This is a genomic window from Shewanella sp. FDAARGOS_354 (assembly GCF_002209245.2).
Lineage (GTDB): Bacteria > Pseudomonadota > Gammaproteobacteria > Enterobacterales > Shewanellaceae > Shewanella > Shewanella xiamenensis.
Genome location: NZ_CP022089.2, coordinates 500316 through 518670 on the forward strand (window position 1 = coordinate 500316; position 18355 = coordinate 518670).

General features: G+C 45.4%; 20 protein-coding genes. 9 read left to right on the plus strand and 11 right to left on the minus strand.

Features of this window, described 5'->3' with window-relative positions; translation table 11 throughout:
• Positions 1–81 precede the first annotated feature (81 nt).
• From nrdD to CEQ32_RS02350, 5 genes are all read left to right on the plus strand, one after another.
• The gene (gene nrdD, locus CEQ32_RS02330) at positions 82–2199 is read left to right on the plus strand and encodes an anaerobic ribonucleoside-triphosphate reductase (protein WP_037419596.1); all 2118 of its coding nucleotides are present in this window, start codon (positions 82–84) and stop codon (positions 2197–2199) included.
• Positions 2200–2314: 115 nt separating this feature from the next.
• Positions 2315–2776 carry an anaerobic ribonucleoside-triphosphate reductase-activating protein gene (gene nrdG / locus CEQ32_RS02335; protein ID WP_055647204.1) on the plus strand — a complete coding sequence of 154 codons (462 nt, stop codon included), beginning with the start codon at positions 2315–2317 and terminating at the stop codon, positions 2774–2776.
• A gap of 125 nt (positions 2777–2901) precedes the next feature.
• Positions 2902–3258, plus strand: coding sequence for a YibL family ribosome-associated protein (locus tag CEQ32_RS02340; protein ID WP_037419602.1), 357 nt, complete (start codon positions 2902–2904; stop codon positions 3256–3258).
• 263 nt (positions 3259–3521) lie between these two features.
• Positions 3522–4133 carry a GTP cyclohydrolase II gene (ribA, locus tag CEQ32_RS02345; RefSeq protein ID WP_037427288.1) on the plus strand — a complete coding sequence of 204 codons (612 nt, stop codon included), beginning with the start codon at positions 3522–3524 and terminating at the stop codon, positions 4131–4133.
• A 221-nt stretch (positions 4134–4354) separates the two neighbouring features.
• Positions 4355–5131 carry a hypothetical protein gene (locus tag CEQ32_RS02350; protein ID WP_055647205.1) on the plus strand — a complete coding sequence of 259 codons (777 nt, stop codon included), beginning with the start codon at positions 4355–4357 and terminating at the stop codon, positions 5129–5131.
• A gap of 39 nt (positions 5132–5170) precedes the next feature.
• Here the strand turns inward: CEQ32_RS02350 and CEQ32_RS02355 are convergent, their stop codons facing one another.
• On the minus strand, positions 5171–5623 hold the full coding sequence (locus CEQ32_RS02355; RefSeq protein WP_037427284.1) for a FlxA-like family protein: 453 nt from the start codon (positions 5621–5623) through the stop codon (positions 5171–5173).
• Between the two features lie 180 nt (positions 5624–5803).
• On the opposite strand from CEQ32_RS02355, the gene CEQ32_RS02360 reads away from it, so the two are divergent.
• Positions 5804–7012 (plus strand): IS4-like element IS10A family transposase, encoded by a 1209-nt coding sequence (locus tag CEQ32_RS02360; protein WP_001206290.1) that lies wholly within the window; start codon positions 5804–5806, stop codon positions 7010–7012.
• A gap of 156 nt (positions 7013–7168) precedes the next feature.
• Here the strand turns inward: CEQ32_RS02360 and tnpA are convergent, their stop codons facing one another.
• Positions 7169–7573 (minus strand): IS200/IS605 family transposase, encoded by a 405-nt coding sequence (gene tnpA / locus CEQ32_RS02365; RefSeq protein ID WP_069453179.1) that lies wholly within the window; start codon positions 7571–7573, stop codon positions 7169–7171.
• Positions 7574–7619: 46 nt separating this feature from the next.
• Between tnpA and CEQ32_RS02370 the strand changes: the two genes are divergently transcribed.
• Together CEQ32_RS02370 and CEQ32_RS02375 are read left to right on the plus strand one after the other, a co-directional pair.
• Positions 7620–8714: an RNA-guided endonuclease InsQ/TnpB family protein gene (locus tag CEQ32_RS02370; RefSeq protein ID WP_069453180.1), complete on the plus strand. Its 1095-nt coding sequence runs from the start codon at positions 7620–7622 to the stop codon at positions 8712–8714.
• A 36-nt stretch (positions 8715–8750) separates the two neighbouring features.
• Positions 8751–9860: a PQQ-dependent sugar dehydrogenase gene (locus tag CEQ32_RS02375; RefSeq protein ID WP_082389610.1), complete on the plus strand. Its 1110-nt coding sequence runs from the start codon at positions 8751–8753 to the stop codon at positions 9858–9860.
• Between the two features lie 211 nt (positions 9861–10071).
• Here the strand turns inward: CEQ32_RS02375 and CEQ32_RS02380 are convergent, their stop codons facing one another.
• The 4 genes from CEQ32_RS02380 to CEQ32_RS02395 form a co-directional block, all read right to left on the minus strand.
• Positions 10072–10440: a VF530 family protein gene (locus tag CEQ32_RS02380; protein WP_055647206.1), complete on the minus strand. Its 369-nt coding sequence runs from the start codon at positions 10438–10440 to the stop codon at positions 10072–10074.
• A 125-nt stretch (positions 10441–10565) separates the two neighbouring features.
• Positions 10566–12014, minus strand: coding sequence for a carbon starvation protein A (locus CEQ32_RS02385; RefSeq protein ID WP_037427281.1), 1449 nt, complete (start codon positions 12012–12014; stop codon positions 10566–10568).
• Positions 12015–12209: 195 nt separating this feature from the next.
• Complete coding sequence (gene btsR / locus CEQ32_RS02390; RefSeq protein WP_037427280.1) at positions 12210–12920, minus strand: two-component system response regulator BtsR; 711 nt, start codon at positions 12918–12920, stop codon at positions 12210–12212.
• Positions 12917–14599: a sensor histidine kinase gene (locus CEQ32_RS02395; protein ID WP_037419617.1), complete on the minus strand. Its 1683-nt coding sequence runs from the start codon at positions 14597–14599 to the stop codon at positions 12917–12919. Before CEQ32_RS02395 ends, btsR begins: the two co-directional genes overlap by 4 nt.
• A gap of 128 nt (positions 14600–14727) precedes the next feature.
• Between CEQ32_RS02395 and CEQ32_RS02400 the strand changes: the two genes are divergently transcribed.
• Positions 14728–14979 carry a YecH family metal-binding protein gene (locus tag CEQ32_RS02400; protein WP_037427277.1) on the plus strand — a complete coding sequence of 84 codons (252 nt, stop codon included), beginning with the start codon at positions 14728–14730 and terminating at the stop codon, positions 14977–14979.
• A 109-nt stretch (positions 14980–15088) separates the two neighbouring features.
• Here CEQ32_RS02400 and CEQ32_RS02405 read toward each other — a convergent pair whose 3' ends face one another.
• From CEQ32_RS02405 to CEQ32_RS02425, 5 genes are all read right to left on the minus strand, one after another.
• On the minus strand, positions 15089–15430 hold the full coding sequence (locus tag CEQ32_RS02405) for a hypothetical protein (protein ID WP_037427275.1): 342 nt from the start codon (positions 15428–15430) through the stop codon (positions 15089–15091).
• A complete protein-coding gene (locus CEQ32_RS02410) occupies positions 15417–16085 on the minus strand; it encodes an AAA family ATPase (protein ID WP_011623182.1) in 669 nt (222 codons plus the stop codon). The genes CEQ32_RS02405 and CEQ32_RS02410 overlap by 14 nt, the downstream gene beginning before the upstream one ends.
• A 77-nt stretch (positions 16086–16162) precedes the next feature.
• A complete protein-coding gene (locus CEQ32_RS02415) occupies positions 16163–16465 on the minus strand; it encodes a PilZ domain-containing protein (RefSeq protein WP_037419625.1) in 303 nt (100 codons plus the stop codon).
• A gap of 150 nt (positions 16466–16615) precedes the next feature.
• Positions 16616–17020, minus strand: a complete 405-nt coding sequence (locus CEQ32_RS02420) for a phosphate-starvation-inducible protein PsiE (RefSeq protein ID WP_011623180.1) — start codon at positions 17018–17020, stop codon at positions 16616–16618.
• A 152-nt stretch (positions 17021–17172) separates the two neighbouring features.
• The gene (locus CEQ32_RS02425) at positions 17173–18348 is read right to left on the minus strand and encodes an NnrS family protein (RefSeq protein WP_055647207.1); all 1176 of its coding nucleotides are present in this window, start codon (positions 18346–18348) and stop codon (positions 17173–17175) included.
• Positions 18349–18355 lie beyond the last annotated feature (7 nt).

An 18355-nucleotide genomic window follows, 5' to 3' on the forward strand; every position in this document is an offset into this window, starting at 1 on the left:
ATTGCCTACATATTGTGTTGATAGATTATTTAATCACTATATATAGTGTTAATTTTAATCGGGATGGAGAGGAATTAAACAATGCCAGTCGTGATCAAGCGGGATGGTTGCCGCACACCTTTTGATGAAACAAGGATAAGAGATGCAGTGGTCGCTGCTGCAAACTCGGTTGGGATAGAGGACGCAGATTATGCCGCGACGGTAGCCGCTTGTGTGAGAGAACGAGTGGCGAATATGGCAGAAGTTGAAATCCACCATCTACAGGATGCGGTTGAAAACCTATTGATGGAAGGCCCTTATAAATCATTGGCACGGGTCTATATTGAATATCGTCACGACAGAGACATTTGCCGCGATGCTACCAGTAAGCTCAATCTTGAAATCCGTGGTTTAGTCGAGCAGAGCAATGCCGCGCTGTTAAATGAAAACGCCAATAAAGACTCTAAAGTGATCCCAACTCAACGGGATCTGCTGGCGGGCATCGTGGCTAAACATTATGCCAAGAGCCATATTCTGCCTAAGGATGTGGTGGCTGCGCACGAAATCGGTGAGATCCACTATCACGATCTTGATTACTCGCCCTTTTTCCCGATGTTTAACTGTATGTTGATTGATTTGGCGGGCATGTTGACCCATGGCTTTAAGATGGGCAATGCCGAAATTGAGACCCCAAAATCGATCTCTACCGCTACGGCCGTGACGGCGCAAATTATTGCCCAAGTGGCAAGCCATATCTATGGCGGCACCACGATTAATCGTATTGATGAAGTGTTAGCGCCTTTTGTGGCCAAGAGTTATGACAAACATTATCAAGTGGCACTGAATTGGCAGATTAAAGATGCTAAAGCCTATGCCACTGCTCAGACTGAAAAAGAATGCCACGATGCTTTCCAATCCCTTGAATATGAGGTGAATACCTTACATACCGCTAATGGACAAACCCCGTTTGTGACCTTTGGTTTCGGTCTAGGTACTTCGTGGGAGTCGCGTTTAATTCAACAATCGATGCTGAAAGTACGCATGGCGGGGTTAGGTAAAAATCGTAAAACAGCGGTGTTCCCTAAATTGGTGTTTGCCATCCGTGATGGTATTAACCACAAAGTCGGCGATTGCAATTACGATGTAAAACAAATGGCCCTTAAATGCGCCAGTATGCGCATGTATCCAGATATTTTGAACTATGAGCAAGTGGAAAAAGTGACGGGGTCGTTTAAAACCCCTATGGGTTGCCGCAGCTTTTTAGGTTCCTATAAAGAAAATGGTGAACTCGTCCATGAAGGGCGCAATAACCTTGGCGTTGTTAGCTTAAACTTGCCACGTGTTGCGCTAGAAGCGAATGGCGATGAGGCTGAGTTCTACCGTATTCTGGATGAGCGGCTATTACTTGCCCGCCGCGCATTAGATACGCGTATCGAACGGTTAAACGGAGTGAAAGCCAGAGTTGCGCCGATTTTGTATATGGAAGGTGCCTGTGGCGTGCGCTTGCGTGCCGATGATGATATCGCCCAAATCTTTAAAAATGGTCGGGCATCGATTTCATTAGGTTATATCGGTTTACATGAAACCATTAATGCGCTCTATGGCACTGAAACCCATGTGTTTGATGATGCTAAGCTTCGTGAAAAAGCGGTGGCGATTGTTGCGCACCTTAAAGCGGCTACCGACGCATGGAAGGCCGAAACGGGTTATGGATTCAGCCTTTATAGCACCCCAAGTGAGAGTCTCTGCAGTCGTTTTTGTAAGCTCGATGCGCGCCAGTTTGGTGTGGTTGCGGGTGTAACCGATAAGGGCTATTACACCAATAGCTTCCATTTAGATGTGGAAAAGCACGTGAATCCTTACGATAAAATCGATTTTGAGCAGCCATATCCCGCCATCGCCAATGGTGGTTTTATTTGCTACGGCGAATATCCTAATATGCAGCACAATATCGAAGCGCTCGAAAATGTCTGGGATTACAGCTATAGCCGTGTACCTTACTACGGTACTAACACGCCGATTGACGAATGTTATGATTGTGGTTTTACCGGCGAATTTAGCTGTACTAGTAAAGGATTTACTTGCCCTAAATGCGGCAACCATGAGCCAAGTCGAGTGTCTGTTACGCGCCGTGTGTGTGGTTACTTAGGCAGTCCCGATGCCAGACCGTTCAACCATGGTAAGCAAGAAGAAGTGAAGCGTAGGATCAAACACTTGTAACATTTTTGCCTTGTTGTGTTTGTTACACTGATATCAGCACAGTCGCTTAGCATGGGACTGTGCTTTGATTTTTAGCCAGTCTGGCGCTCCTTGTATTTCGTATTGGACTTATACAATGAACTATCAGCAATATTATCCCGTTGATGTGGTCAACGGCCCAGGCACTCGGGCCACCTTATTTGTTTCAGGCTGTGAGCACCAATGCCGTGGTTGCTATAATCAAAGTACTTGGGATGTGCGCTCTGGCCATTTATTTGATAAGGCAATGGAAGATAATATCATCGCCGATTTGCAGGATACGCGAATCGTTCGCCGTGGCTTATCACTCTCTGGCGGCGATCCACTTTTACCCGCCAATCTTGAGGGGATTTTGGTGCTTGTTAAGCGCGTCAAAGCTGAATGTCCCGGTAAAGATATTTGGCTGTGGACGGGCTATGTATGGAATGAATTGAGCGATAAACAGCGTGCGGTGCTGGAATATGTAGATGTGCTGGTGGATGGCAAATTTGAGCAAAATCTTGCAGATCCGAGCCTTCCATATCGAGGTAGCAGTAATCAGGTGATCCGTTTCTTATAAAAGCGGTAACGAGGATCGCTAACTTGCTGCTATAATCCCACACCTTGACACAGTGACCCAGACAAACAGGCCAAAGATTAGGTCAATATCGGTCGGGACTCACTAAAGTAATTTAAGGTAACATAATGAATTTAAAGCAAGAACTGCAGCAGCTAAACGATAAGTTAGATAAGTTTCGTCGTAAACTGGCGGCGGCAGAGCAACGTGGCGATGTTGTCATCGTGGCGCAGTTTAAACGCGAGATTGAGGCTGTTACTAAGCAAATCAATAGCGTAAAAACGCAGCAGTCGCGTTTATTACAAAAGCAAGGGGTGGATATTCAGCACTTGCCATTTCACCGCGCCCTCACCAAAGCCGAGCAAGCCGATATGGGTCAACTCAAAAAGTCAGTAAAAGGCTTAGTTGTTGTGCACCCAATGACTGCTTTAGGGCGCGAAATGGGCTTGACTGAAGTAACAGGTTTTGCACCAGCAAAATTTTAAGCTACATTGCTAAGTTATTCAATAAGTTGCAAAATAGAACACTTATCTATTTTGCAGCGCCTTGGCTCGACATATTACCCATTGAGCTGAATGAGTCACCCAGTTAATAGCTTAGTTTTGTAGTTGATTAAATTACTAAAGTATTTCGTGATTGCTGAAAACACTTTAGAATAGGTGCGCCGTAGGCTAAGTACCTAATCATTGTTTTGTTTATGGATGTTCCTTCCGTCTCATGGAATGAGAGTTGTCGTTAAGGTTAAGTCATGTCGATAAAATATGTCGCGACGTCAAAATTACCCACTCCCTGGGGCGTTTTTGCCATGCACGGTTTTGAAGATACCGAAACCGGTAAAGAGCATGTTGCCCTCACATTTGGCACCCTAAGTAGCGATGCTCCTGTTTTAGGCCGTATTCACTCTGAGTGTCTCACGGGCGATGCCTTATTCAGCTTACGCTGTGACTGTGGATTCCAGCTGCAAACCGCGATGCAAAACATTGCCGAGACCGGCAGTGGGTTTATCTTATATTTGCGTCAGGAAGGTCGTGGTATTGGTCTGCTAAATAAGATCCGCGCCTATGAGTTGCAGGATAAAGGCGCCAATACGGTTGAGGCGAATGAACAGTTAGGTTTCCCTGCGGACATGCGTAAATACGATATGATCCAGCCTATGCTTGAGCAGATTGGCGTAAAGCATGTACGCTTAATGACCAATAATCCTCGCAAAGTCAAAGCGATGAAAGAAATCGGCATCGAAGTGGTTGAGCGCGTACCCTTACAAGTCGGTAAAAATCGCTATAATGAGGCTTACTTAAAGACTAAGTCCACTGAGCTTGGGCATATGATGTCTGAGTATCATTTTACGGATGAACAGTAGTTCTTAGTGCAATAAATTTACCGATTAGGCTGCAAATTAGGATCTGTTTGCGTAAATTGAATATCATTTTTAGTCGGTTTATCGTCAACCTCAGCTCCATTTCGGCGCTATCAATGGGAATTGTTTTCCCGCTGTTGGCGTCGACAGAGCCTGTTTCAAACTTCAGTCACCCGCAAGATATTGCAGCATTTGCCCCCCAATCTTCCTAAGCGTTTTCGAAGATTAGCCCTGAAACGCCGATTGATGGGAAAAATAATCCTAACTCTGTTTATGCCTTTGGCAGCTACCTTGGCACAGGGGTATATCGAGCTGCTGAGCAAAATGCCACCGTCGTTAGTATTCCGTTAAACTTTGATTTTTTGAAGGATGATAGTAGTCAGACTTGGCTGCGTTTACCCTTATCTTTCGGTTTTTTTGACTACTTAGCCAAAGACATCACCGACGGCGAATTGCCATCGTCAGTTGGCACCATGACGATAACGCCCGGCATCGAGCACCATTGGCAGGCAACGGCAAATACGCGGATGGAAGCCTATTTGGATGTGGGCTTTGGGACAAATTTTGAGACCGATGCGAATGTGGCGATTTTAGCCTCAGGTGTAAGTACCTTGTATGATTTTAGTCTTGCGGGTGAAGACAGCGTCTGGGTATCGAGGTTAAAGTTTGCGGGCTATAGTGAGCGGCTAGGAAAATTAACCGACCAATTTGCGGTATTGCAAACCGGGGTAGATATTGGCCTTTCGCCGCGCTGGCAATGGCTGAATATCCAGATGCAACCTAGATTATTTGCGGTCGGTTATTGGTACTTCAACGAGCTGGATTTTAGCCAAGATACTGAAGATGAAACCATTGTCTCTGGAAGCTATGAGTTTGGTGCCACACTGGCATTTTCTAAGCCTTTGGGCGGCGATCTCCTCGGCATAGATAGAATTGGCATCAGTTATCGAACCGGCGACGGGTTAAATATTTGGCGTTTATTGTTTAGTTTCCCAATCTAGTTTACAGCTACCAAGATTGAAAATGATTCTGTACTCAGCTTAGCCTGCGGCTTTTTGTGCATCGCGCATTTTCTGGTCCATTAACACGGCAATTTGGTTACCGAGTTGCATAATTTGTTCCTGCAATAGCTTACGTTGCTGAGCCGCGGCCTTCGAATCATCTCCTTCCAGTTTCGTGAGCATCTCCTGCAAAGCTTTGATTTGCTCTTTCAGACGCTTAATTTGTTCATCAATGATAGATTTGGGTTCTTCATTCTCAGCACTTTCCGTCTGTTGCCGTTTTTCCGCGGTTTGACCTCTGAGAGAAGCGCCTACTTCGGTAGCGAGAGCTTGTCTTCCGGCATTGGATATATTGACCGTTTCTTGCGTGCTGGTCTCTGCCGACGAATTCTCAGAAGCTGAGCTAGCTGTTGGCGTAGTGGTGATATAAGCGCTGGAAACAGATTTGAAGGCGCTGCTATTTGCGGTCGTATTTAATCCATTAATGTTCACGATAGGCTCCATAAGTACCTGAAGGTTATTTATCGAATTATCGGCCTTGAGATAAAAAACTTAAGTGCTAAGCACTGAAGAATCCCCTGATGATTTACAAATAAATCATCAAATTAGGGTGGAAGCGCATCTTGTTGCATGATCAAATGGTTTCGCCAAAAACTACACTTGGACAACAAGATGCGCGAAGCCAATATCCTACAACATTCTTTACACCAATACTGCCCAGAACTTCACCTAAAACGATTAAACAGCTTGATGCTGGCCTCTAAGGCGCTGATTGAATGTAAGACACTGACCTTGACTGAGTTAGGTCGAAATTTACCAACCACGGCCCGAACCAAGCACAACATCAAGCGCATTGATCGTTTGCTCGGCAACACGCATCTGCATCAAGAACGGTTAGCTGTCTACCAATGGCATGCCAGCCTCATCTGTTCTGGTAACCCTATGCCGATTGTGCTCGTCGATTGGTCAGACATCCGAGAGCATAAACGCATCATGGCTCTGCGCGCCTCAATAGCCTTCAATGGCCGCTCTATTACCCTGTATGAGAAGTCCTATCCCCTATCAGAACAATGCTCTAAGGCCTCCCACAACGGTTTTTTAGCGGACTTAGCCAAGATTTTACCTTTGCATGTTACCCCTCTCATCGTGACTGACGCGGGGTTCAAAGTGCCTTGGTACAAAGAGGTTGAGGCGCATGGTTGGTTTTGGCTAAGCCGTATTCGCGGTACAGTTCAATTTGCAGATATTGGCGCTGAAAATTGGCGTGCAGTTCGCAGTACACATGACTTGGCCAACGGTCAAGCGAAGAGCCTGGGTTGTAAGACCTTGACCAAAACTAACCCTATCAATTGCCATCTCACGCTTTATCGTAGCAAACCTAAGGGGCGTACAAATCAGCGTTCAACGAGGACTAATTGCCACCATCCATCGGCAAAAACGTACTCAACATCGGCGAAAGAGCCTTGGGTGTTAGCCAGCAATTTACCACCAGAATCTCGGAGCCCAAAGCAGCTGGTAAACCTGTACGCCAAACGTATGCAAATAGAGGAAACCTTTCGTGACCTCAAAAGCCCGGCATACGGCTTTGGCTTACGCCAAAGTCGTACCAACAGTCCAGAGCGATTCGACATCATCCTACTGATAGCGTTGATGGTTCAATGCCTGTTGTGGCTAGTTGGTTTACACGCACAGCAACAGGGCTGGGATAAGCATTTTCAGGCCAATACCATTGGGCATCGAACGGTACTCTCAACGATTCGCTTGGGATTGGAGGTACTCAGGCGGCCTGATTATCAAATCACGGAGAAAGAATTGCTGGCGGCCTGGGTATTATTCGCCAATCAGTTGCTCAAATATGGCTATGCTATGGCTGATTTATGAGGGGATCCTTCAGTGCTAAGCATCCTATTTGATACAAAAGGCGTATCTAGGATAGGTTAGGGGATTAATGGTTAAGGTCGTTCACTTTTTGACCAAAATGCGCGACAAGCCCCGTGCTTTTAGCGCGGGGAAGGATAGCGCAAGTTGCGAAGCAACTTAATGCGGCCTATCTTGTTGCTCAATATATTGCCTTAATACGTCTATTGGAGCGCCCCCAACAGATCCTGCAAAGTAGCTGGGCGACCAAAGTGCATTTTTCATGTAGGCTGGCTTATGAAGATTTGGATAGTACTGTTTCAACTTCCTGCTAGAAACCCCCTTTAGACTATTAACCAGCTTCGATATAGCCACTTTCGGTGGGTAGTTCACTAACAGGTGAACGTGGTCTTGCTCCCCGTTAAACTCTACGATCTCAGCCTCAAAATCCGCACAGACTTTTTCCATGATGTCTCGCATCGTTTTTAGATGCGCATCCGTAAATAACTTGCCACGATATTTAGCAATAAAAATAAGATGCACATGCATCATAAATACGCAGTGCCTTCCTCTTCGTAATTCCATAGGCCAACCTTTACAATCAAGCTTAAAGAACCTATATTAGTGCATTATGAGCATTCAGACCAAAACTTTAAGTGTTAGGGTAAAAGATAAACATGCGAAGCTGTTAAGACAGATGGCGTATGAAGTAAATCAATGCTTTAACCTGGCCAACGAACTAACCATGAAAGCGAGTCGCAACTATAGCGATGCTGGCGCGGTTAGACCTGTCTGGATGTCGGCTTACGATGTGCAAAAACCGATTCTAAGTTTTAGGAACGAATCTGGATTTATTATTCCATCCCACACAGCTCAAGAGGTCTGCGCCAAACACGCCCAAGCAAGAAAACAATTCAAACGAGCGAAGTTACGTTGGCGAATAAGCTCAGGCTCTAAACGCTCTCTTGGCTTTGTGCCGTTTAAAAAAGGTTCTGCTAAGTGGAAGAGTGGGCAAGTCTTATTCGCAAAACAGCACTTTAAGGTTTGGGATACCTACGGGCTTTCACAATACGAGTTTACTTCAGGATCTTTCTCTGAAGACTCAAGAGGACGCTGGTACTTTAATGTGTGTGTTCATGTAGGCGCCTCAGCGCCCACCTCTGGAAAGACAGCCATCGGTATCGATCTAGGGTTAAAAGATACGGCAACTTGCAGTGATGGGGCTAAATTAGAACGGGGGAACTTCTACCGCGATCTAGAGGCGGATTTAGGCGTTGCCCAAAGAGCAAATAAGAAAAAGCGAGTCAAGGCCATTCATGCGAAGATCAAGAATCGTCGCAAAGATGCTTTGCATAAATTTAGTACGCGGCTGGTCAATGAAAATGCCGCAATATTTGTTGGCGATGTGAGCAGCTCCAAGTTAGCGAAAACTAAAATGGCAAAATCGGTTTTAGACGCAGGCTGGTCAATGCTCAAAACACAATTGGAATATAAAGCGATAGCGCGGTCAGTTGTGTTCGAAATAGTCAATGAATCCTACTCCACCCAGACCTGTTCGAGCTGTGGGGCGATCCCCGTCAGCAGTCCGAAAGGTAGAACTGGTCTTGGAATAAGAGAATGGGTGTGCTCTGAGTGCGGAGCAGAGCACGACCGCGATATAAACGCGGCAACCAATATTCTCGCGGCGGGGCATCGCCGTCTAGCTGTAGGAATCCCCGTGCTTTAGCGCGGGGAGGATGTCAATGATAAGGATATGAAAGATATGGCTCGTAAACTACAAATAACATGCGCTGCATTTTTGGCTTTGAGTGGAATAAGTGTGCCTGCGATGGCTAAAAATATTTTAGATAAACTGACCGTTGCAGAAGGCTTTAACCTGAGCTTATTTGCAGATAATGTTGACAATGCGCGCGCAATTGCCGTATCCGAAAAGGGCATTGTCTATGCGGGCTCGATGAAGGCCGGGAATGTTTATGCCCTTATCGACAGTAACCAGGACGGTGTTGCCGATGAGAAAATTCTGGTTGCCTCTGGACTAAAGCTACCATCAGGTGTGGTGATCAAAGATGGCGACCTCTATGTCTCCGAAGTGGAGCGCATCATTCGCTTCAAGGATATTGATAACCACTTAAACTCACCAACATTTGAGGTGGTCTTTGATGGGTTTCCAACTGAAACCCACCATGGCTGGAAAGTACTAGGGGTTTCACCGACAGGCGAGTTAATCATTCCTGTAGGCGTGCCTTGTAATGTGTGCGAGGAGAATGAACGCTATGGACGTATTTTCTCGCTCAATCTCGAGACTAAAAAATTAACCACCATTGCCCAAGGAGTTCGTAATTCGGTCGGATTTGATTTTCAGCCCGGCACTCAAACCCTTTGGTTTAGCGATAATGGCCGCGACATGATGGGCGATGATATTCCTCCCTGCGAAATCAATAAGGTCAGTTACTTGGGTGAACATTTTGGCTTCCCCTATGTGCATGCAGGTACAATTCTTGACCCTGAGTTTGGCCAAGGTAAAGATCCTGCCAAATACACCGCTCCTGCGCTCTCCTTAGGGGCTCACGTGGCGCCACTAGGCATTCATTTTTATCTTGGTAAACAGTTCCCTAGCGATTATCAACAGCAGTTGTTTGTGGCTGAGCATGGTTCGTGGAATCGCACTAAGAAAGCGGGTTATAAAGTGGCTGTGGCGACGATAGAGCAAGGCAAGGTGGTCAAATACACTCCATTTTTAACTGGCTTTATGCAGGGCGAGCAAACCTTTGGTCGCCCAGTGGCCTTTGCTGAATTGGCCGATGGCAGTTTACTCGTGTCGGATGATTATGCAGGGGCAATCTATCGCGTCACTTATCCGCAGACAAAATAGCCAATAGGTGAAGTCTTAAACGCTTATTCTTAGCCGTTGGCTTGATTAGCAGGGGACTCTTGCCAATCATGGTTGCCCACCGAAGGATATTGGATTGGCGCTAATCTAGCTGATAGACAGATTAAAAAATAATGCGCGGGATAATTGAATTAATTATTCCGCGCATTTTTGTCTGTTCCTGTGAATATGCGTTTGAATATTCGAGCGAAATTTAGTCGCGCTTGCCCCAGATATGGCTATTAATCTGGCCATCTGTTGCGGCTATCGATGTAACCGTACTTGCCTGAGCTGGTTTCTGTGCTGGTTTTGCAGGTTTTTTGGCCGATGTTTTCGCTGGTGCATTGGATGTTTTCGCGGCGGGCAACGGCAGTTTATTGGTTTTTAAATATAAATATTCTACTTTTTCCCGTGCCCAATCGGTTTTTCTTAAAAATCGTAGACTCGATTTGATACTCGGATCTTCGGTAAAACAGCGGATCTTGATGCGAGTTCCGAGTTCTTCCCAGCCATAGTGCTCAACGAGTTGTGTGACTATGGTTTCCAGTTTGATGCCGTGTAATGGGTTATTTTCTTGAGTCATTTTGTATAAATTACCGTGAACAATAATCGGATTATACCAGTATTATACCGATTGACTAAAATCATAGATAAAAAAACGGGCACTCATCAGTGCCCGTTTGCTTTGTATATCAATATTGTTGGAAATTAAGCTTCATCGGGTAATTCGCTGTCGCTATCAACTTCACCTTTACCTTTGGTTTTCACAATCAGTAAGCCTGTGATGACTAGCGTTGAAACAGTCCCTGCGATGGTGGATAAGGTCATCGGTAAGCCTGCACCTAAAGTTGCAGAGTTAAGTAGGAAGGTGATAACTACTGTGGTCATAAACATGGCTGGAATGGTGGTGATCCAGTGCAGTTTATTGTGACGCAGTAGGTAAGCTGAGGCCGTCCAGAGCATTAATACAGCTGTCGCTTGGTTAGCCACACCGAAGTAGCGCCAGATCACGCCGAAGTCGACTTGAGTCAGTAAGCCACCAATCACAAACAATGGAATAGCTAACACTAAACGTTTAGGTAAAGCCACCTGCGGCATGTTAAAGAATTCAGCCAAAATCAGACGAGCAGAGCGGAAAGCCGTATCGCCTGAAGTAATTGGCAGAATGATCACACCAAGGATTGCCATAAAGCCACCCACTGCGCCTAACAGACCAGTTGATGCTTCGTATACAACGTTTGCAGGGTTACCCGCCATGCCTGTGCTTAATCCTTCAACACCGTGGAAGTAAGACAGTGCAATCGCACACCAGAGTAGGGCGATGATACCTTCACCGATCATGGCACCAAAGAACACAAAACGACCGTTCTTTTCGTTTTCAACGCAACGTGCCATCAGTGGTGATTGCGTGGCGTGGAAGCCTGAAATCGCACCACAAGCGATGGTGATAAACAGCGCAGGCCATAATGGCATATCTTTAGGGTTTAAATTTTGGAAGAAGTCGCCCGCTTGCACATTGGGCAGTAGCGTATGTTCGCTTGATAACATGATCGCAAAGGCTAAACCAAATGACATGAAGAACAACAGCGCGCCAAAGAAAGGATATAAACGGCCGATAATTTTATCGACAGGTACCACAGTGGCAATCAGGTAGTAAACGAAGATAATCGCAACGAAAATGCTAACATCCCAACCCGTTAGCTTGCCTAACAGGCCTGCTGGCGCAGAGATAAACACCACACCTACGAGCAATAATAGAATGATGGCAAACACATTCATAAAGTGCTTGGCACTTTTGCCTAAATACTTACCAGCAAGGTTTGGTACAGATTGACCACCATTACGGACCGACAACATACCGGAGAAGTAATCGTGCACCGCTCCTCCAAAGATACAGCCGATCACAATCCACAACATCGCTGAAGGACCGTAGAGCGCCCCGAGGATTGGACCGAAGATTGGACCCACACCTGCGATATTCAATAATTGGATTAAGTACACTTTGCCTTTCGACATAGGCACATAGTCCACACCGTCGGTTTGGGTAAAAGCCGGTGTTTGACGTTTTTCGTTGATACCAAATACCTTTTCGACAAAGGTACCGTAGATAAAGTAGCCGCCGATCAATAGACCGACACAGAGTAGGAACCACATCATTTTAGTTATCTCCCCATTTTGAGTTGTGCAGAGTGTAAACAAGTTGTTTACATAAAACAGGGGTAACTGGGTGAGAGGTCGATAATGCTGACTCAGCGGCAATAGAATGGGGCGAGCGGTTGTATGAGGATGTCATTCATAAGTATTAACCGCCTCCAGCGGCTTAGATACGCGCATTAGTGGTTAACAATGGGGCTATTGGAAGCCGAACAATTGCTTAAGACTTTTTAAATAACGGCGAGAAACGGGCACTTTGTCGCCAAGCAGAGTCGTGACTTCGGCGCCAGTATCGAGCAGCTCTATTTCGGCAATGGCTTTGGGTGAAATCAGATATTGGCGATGGCAACGCACTAGCGGTGTTTTTTCTTCCAGCACTTTAAGGGTAAGTTGGGTATGGACTTTGCCCTTGGTACAGGCGACATGAATACCGCTTAAATCACTAAAAACATACTCAACATCTTGAATGGGGATCACTTTTAATTTACTACCGCTGTAACAGGGTAGGTGCTCGAGGCATCGAGGCGCGATCAGATTAACGGCTTGCGGAGTGAGGTCCTTGCGAACACGTTTTAGGGTTTGGCTGAGTCGATCGGCATCTATTGGCTTAAGTAAATAATCAAAGGCATGATTATCAAAGGCTTTGACGGCAAATTCATCAAATGCAGTGACAAACACGATTTTAGGTAAGGTGTCGGGATCGAGCATAGCAATCAGTTCCATGCCTGAAATACGTGGCATTTGGATGTCGAGAAAAACTAATTGAGGCTTTTCTTTGGCAATCGTTTGCAATGCTTCTATGGCGTTGCTGCATTGGCCAATAATTTCAATGTCGGCTTCTTGGCCGAGCAAATCCGCAAGCTCCTCGCGAGCAAACAATTCATCATCGACAATCAAACAAGTGATCACGTGCTAGTTTCCGTCTGTTCTATGGGTAAGCGGATGGTCACCTTGGTGTATTCATCCGGCTTGCATTCAACTTGGATGCCATACTGTTCGCCAAACAGATTTTGTATCCGTTTATGAACTAAATTCATCCCCAATCCCTCAGAATCGATTGAGGGTTGATAAAGGCCGGCGTTATCTGTCACCTCAAGGGCTAATATATGGTCATCCATGCGTCCTGTGACCTTGATTTGTCCTTGCTCTATCATATGGGAGGTGCCATGTTTTACCGCATTCTCAATGATGGGTTGTAGGGTAAATGCAGGCACTTTACAGTGGTAAAGTGATTCAGGTATAGCAATGTTGACCTGTAATTTATCAATAAATCTCGCTTTCTCAATAGTGAGATAAGACGCTATGTGATCGAGCTCATCCCCGAGTGTCACTAAACCCGTTGTACGTTTTAAATTGATCCGCAAAAATTGTGACAACTGCTGCAACAGTTGCTTCGACATATCGGGATCGCGCTTAATAATCGCACTGATGGTATTGAGAGCGTTGAATAAAAAGTGTGGATTCACTTGAGCTTGCAGTAATTTTAATTCCGCTTGGGTGAGCAGGTTTTGCTGCTGTTCAAAACGGCCGTAGAGGATCTGGTTCGACAATAGCCGAGCAATCCCTTCCCCTAAGGTGCGGTTAATGTTCAAAAATAGTTTATTTTTTGGCTCGTATAACTTGATGGTGCCAATGACTTCGGTGTCGCTGCGAAGTGGGATCACAAGGCTCGAACCGAGTTTACACTGGCTCGAAATCGAGCAGGAATAGGGCATCTCCACCCCATCGGCGAACATCACCTTGTTTTGGTTTATGGCCTCAAGGGTGATTTTTGAGGAAATCGGTGTTCCAGGGATATGATGGTCGGCACCAATACCGATAAAGGCCAAAAGTTTTTCTCTGTCCGTAATGGCAACAGCACCCACATTGGTTTCTTCAATGACAATTTGCGCGACCTTGCCGCTGCTTTCTTCGTTAAACCCCTTAGAAAGCAGCCCAACACTGCGCTCGGCAATTTTAAGCGCCTTGGTTGAGAAACTAGAGGAGAGCTTGTCAAACATGGTTTTTTGGTCGCGGATCATGCTCATAAACAGCGCTGCGCCAATGGAATTAACCAACAGCATAGGCGGAGCTATCTGCCGCACTAATTCCCATGCGGCATCAAACGGGCGTGCAATCAGCAAAATAATGCTCATTTGCATCATTTCGGCGTAAAAGGTCACCAAACAGACTAAGAGAGGATTGTAGATAAGTTCACTCTTACCCGCGCGGCGTAGGTAAAAACTGATCATTCCCGCGGAGAGTCCTTCGAGAGTGGTTGAAATCGCGCAGGCTAAATCGGTAAAGCCACCCATGCTGTAGCGGTGTAAACCGCCAGTGAATCCGACTAAAAATCCGGTGACAGGACCGCCGAGTAAACCGCCTAGCACGGCACCCATGGCGCGAGTATTGGCAATGGCCCCTGAAGTTTGCTCACCAAAATAGGTCGCCATGATACAAAAGCTAGAAAAAACCAGATAAATAAATATTTTATGAGGTAGACGCGGTGATGTTTCTGCAAACAGTTTAAAAAGTGGTGTTTTACTGACTAAATAAACAATCACTAAATAGAGTGACATCTGTTGGGTCAGTAGCAAGATCAAGGACATAGTGGCTCACTTTATCGTCACAGCGGTCAGCGCAGTTATTGACATTGGCAGTATGTGCGCAAGATCAGGGTTAAAATTCAACAGTTCGGTTATAAAGCTTAATCTTATTTGCATCTTTTGGAGAGACTATGTCCGATTCTGTTCACGGTCATGACGTTATGGCGCTGATGGTAGCGCAAGCTCATCCCGTTTTAAAGCCTCAGTTTATTGCTCTGATGACTGAAACCTTTGGAGAAGCAGCGCGTTATCACACTTGTAGTGCCGAAAACCTTACTGCGGAGGAGTTAATTTTTTTGTTGTTGAGTAAAGGGAAAATGGCAGAATCAGCGCAAGGGCTCGCCCTTGTTGCTGGGCGGCAGTGTCATCATTCTGATCATTAAGTATGGCTAATCTGGTCTATGAGCCGCGCAATAGCTTGGGGTCATAGGCCATAACTTGCTGTTAAAGAAAGGGCGATCAACGGATTGGTTTACCTTGATGCCATAAAGATTAATGCTCATCCTGCTTACTTTTATTTACCACTTCAAGCTGTTCTGCAATTGTTTTTTGACTGAATTCATCAATCAAGATCCGCAATAAGCGTGATTTGGCGATTTTAGTTCCTTTGGCGAGCCCATCTAATTGGGTAATACTGGTTTCCGTTAAGGTAAAGGTGGCATGGCGATAAATTTTGGCTGACTTTTTATCTAAGCCTTTTGGCTCTGCGGGAGGGACCGCTAAAATACTCGCTTTACCTAAAGCATAGTTATTGGCATCTTCGATAAAATCCTCAATAGAAACCGTTTTGATAACTTGTTTTGGTTTCTTGCGTTTAAGATCAGTTAAGCTCATAACTATTTTCTGGTGGTAAGGTGAACAGCTCATCCACTATGGCGCGGATCTCGTCGGCCGCTTTCCCATCTGGCTCAATTTCCATTACGGACGATCCTTTTTCCTCACTGTCATCGTAGATATTTCGGCAAAAAGTCACCGAATTGAGTACGCGTAATCCAAAGGATTGGACCACTTCTTTGGCCTCTAAAATACGCTTTACTTGGGTGGGCAAAGCGGGACATTGGGTTAGCACAATGGTTGCCACCATTTTGGGATTAACCATCTTACAGGTGCTGAGCATATCTTCCATATGGGGTAAGGTTTTAAGATCGCGACGTTTGGGTCTAAGTGGGATAACTACGTAAGTGGCCACCGACATGGCGGCGCGCATAGCAAGGTTATCTTGACCGCCACAGTCAACAATGACGTAGTCGAAGCGTTCATTAAGACTGAGCAGATCGTTACGTATTTTGCCGTAGAGCTGAATACAATTGATTGCAGGGAGGCTAGGGTCGTTGTTTCGAGCTTGGATCCAATCGGATGTTGTACGTTGGGGATCGCAGTCTACCATTAGTACATTGGCGGCAAATTTTTGCTTTATATAAACCGCAAGATTTTGCGCGAGGCAACTCTTGCCACTGCCACCTTTCTCTCCACCCACCAGCAATATCATAGCAATGTCCTTTGTACGAATAGTTCAACTAATTCAGTGTAGAACAGCTCAATCGACCCTGCGTAGCTAGATTGAAATTAAAGCAATTGCATCGCGACATGATAACTTTGATCATGACGTTTAGAGCAGCGGCAAACTTGGCCTTTTACGCTATTTTGTCGGGATGTTTCTGGATTGAATGTCACGTTAACTAATTCACCGAGTTCAAATGGGTTTTTATAATCAAACAGAATGCCTCTGCGGGCTAAATCGATACATACGCCTTCGTCCGTATGTTCAACGCCATTCTTATCAGTCCAATGCAAGAGCACGCGTTCAGCTTCCATATCTACTCGAAGTGAGCTGCGTTTTTCTTCAAATCCAACTGGATGTTCACCCATAACTCAATTGTCCCGTAAATAATTGATCTCAGTAAAACTAGCATAATTGCTTTTTGGCAGAATACCAATCTGAAAGCGAGGGATTTGGAAGGATTTTGCAGGTAAAGAATGGCGCCATTGAGCTTGGTTGGCAATGGCGCCCAGTAGTAATTAGTTATCGTATTCTTGATTTTTAGGATAGGGCATTTTTAATTGGCCCCAACGGATCACGATGACCGTTGCCGCAAGGATCAAAGTTGAAAGCGAAATTGCGGCGATGCGCCAGTCATCCATACTCTTCATATCTAAGATCAAATAACGTGCAAGAGCAACAATGGCAATATACAGCGGCATGCGCACGGGCAATTTTCCCGATTCTGCATAATTAGCAACCATGGCCAGTACTTCGAGATAAATAAACAATAACAACAGATCGGCAAGGGCGACTGCGCCGACATTAAATACATGGACAATTTCTTGACCAATAGCAACCACAGTCGCTATTGCTATGATGATTAAGACGAGATGCTCAACTGCTTTTAAGCCTTTGGCACCATATTGACGATAAAATGGCATGGGTACTCCCTACTCAATATTTTTGTAAATAGTAACAGTAAAAATACTTTAGTTAGGGAAAAGAGACGCGATTCTCTGTGACTCAATTCACAAGATAGTAATTGGTTGTCTGCTAAAGGCATCGCGCCATGAGTTTTCTCGAGTCACCTTGCTTAGCCTGGCCGTCCATCGGCTCTGACGCGACAAAGCATTGGTGCGTAGTAGTAACAGAAACACCCAAAAGCTAGCATCCAACAAATAATGGCTGCGAGCATTAATTCAATAAACCATGCACTGGGTAAACCCGCTAAGACACGGAACACTGTAGCCAGTAACATTAACCCAAAAGCCAGTGTCATTGGCCTAGCGGGTTTTAGTTGTCTGCCGGTATGGCCTAGCGATACCCTCGACATCATTGCGAGGATCATGCCGCCAAGTCCTCCAACAGTAATGGCATGCATTCCTACGGAAAGTGGTAGTCCTGTAGCAATCAGTATCAAACCAATGGGAATACATAAGTAACTTAAATGCAGTGACCATAACAGCGGCACAGACCAACTTGCCTGCCATCCCCAACGAGACCAACGTAGTAATAGTACCAGACCCGCAATACCAGCCAGAGCGCGCGTCAGTAATATTATCTGCGGTAAAAAGAGACTCGCAACAAGCGCTAATAGGCTAGCAAAACTTAACCATTCCAGTATGGGAATAGGGGAGTGTCTTTGCCATTGGGTGGCGCGCTCAGTAAAGAATGGGATCACTCTACCACCAAGCAAAGCAACAATTACCCCAACAAGGATGACTGCTGCATAAAGACCATTATTAGCCCACTGTAATTGATTAGTTATTAAACCGTAATAGCTAAATCCATTAAAAAGCGTGAGTAAACTGAGAATAGGGATAAACACAAAGTTACGCCATTGGCGTACTTTAACCACAGATATTGATAATGCAATTGCGGTTAAGGGTAAAAACATCAAGTCGATGATCATGATCGCCACAAACGGAATATCTAGCGGCAATATAAATAAAAGCCTTGGTAGTAACCAGACCGTAAATAGCCCTATAAGAGGTAAGCCTTTCAACCCAGGTTGTCCTGTCCAGTTTTGTACTGCGGTGAGTAAAAAACCTGCGACGACGGCACAGGCAAACCCAAAAATCATCTCATGACCATGCCACCATAAAGGATTGATGTTGTTAGGAAGTAATGACAGACCGGAAAGAAATCCTCCCCAGATCCCTAAACTTAATAGACTAAATAGACTCGCAAATAAGAAGAAAGGTCTAAAACCTAAGCGGAAAAGCGGTAGTTTAGGTTGTAAATGTGCAGGTTCATCAATATTCAACATAATGACA

Coding starts and splice junctions, on each gene's coding strand:
- nrdD (WP_037419596.1), top strand. CDS start 82: ATGCCAGTCGTGATCAAGCGGGATGGTTGCCGCACACCTTTTGATGAA.
- ribA (WP_037427288.1), top strand. CDS start 3,522: ATGTCGATAAAATATGTCGCGACGTCAAAATTACCCACTCCCTGGGGC.
- CEQ32_RS02385 (WP_037427281.1), bottom strand. CDS start 12,014: ATGATGTGGTTCCTACTCTGTGTCGGTCTATTGATCGGCGGCTACTTT.
- CEQ32_RS02405 (WP_037427275.1), bottom strand. CDS start 15,430: ATGAGCTTAACTGATCTTAAACGCAAGAAACCAAAACAAGTTATCAAA.
- CEQ32_RS02375 (WP_082389610.1), top strand. CDS start 8,751: ATGGCTCGTAAACTACAAATAACATGCGCTGCATTTTTGGCTTTGAGT.
- nrdG (WP_055647204.1), top strand. CDS start 2,315: ATGAACTATCAGCAATATTATCCCGTTGATGTGGTCAACGGCCCAGGC.
- CEQ32_RS02420 (WP_011623180.1), bottom strand. CDS start 17,020: ATGCCATTTTATCGTCAATATGGTGCCAAAGGCTTAAAAGCAGTTGAG.
- CEQ32_RS02370 (WP_069453180.1), top strand. CDS start 7,620: ATGAGCATTCAGACCAAAACTTTAAGTGTTAGGGTAAAAGATAAACAT.
- CEQ32_RS02425 (WP_055647207.1), bottom strand. CDS start 18,348: ATGTTGAATATTGATGAACCTGCACATTTACAACCTAAACTACCGCTT.
- CEQ32_RS02400 (WP_037427277.1), top strand. CDS start 14,728: ATGTCCGATTCTGTTCACGGTCATGACGTTATGGCGCTGATGGTAGCG.
- CEQ32_RS02340 (WP_037419602.1), top strand. CDS start 2,902: ATGAATTTAAAGCAAGAACTGCAGCAGCTAAACGATAAGTTAGATAAG.
- tnpA (WP_069453179.1), bottom strand. CDS start 7,573: ATGGAATTACGAAGAGGAAGGCACTGCGTATTTATGATGCATGTGCAT.
- CEQ32_RS02415 (WP_037419625.1), bottom strand. CDS start 16,465: ATGGGTGAACATCCAGTTGGATTTGAAGAAAAACGCAGCTCACTTCGA.
- CEQ32_RS02395 (WP_037419617.1), bottom strand. CDS start 14,599: ATGTCCTTGATCTTGCTACTGACCCAACAGATGTCACTCTATTTAGTG.
- CEQ32_RS02360 (WP_001206290.1), top strand. CDS start 5,804: ATGCGCGAAGCCAATATCCTACAACATTCTTTACACCAATACTGCCCA.
- CEQ32_RS02410 (WP_011623182.1), bottom strand. CDS start 16,085: ATGATATTGCTGGTGGGTGGAGAGAAAGGTGGCAGTGGCAAGAGTTGC.
- CEQ32_RS02380 (WP_055647206.1), bottom strand. CDS start 10,440: ATGACTCAAGAAAATAACCCATTACACGGCATCAAACTGGAAACCATA.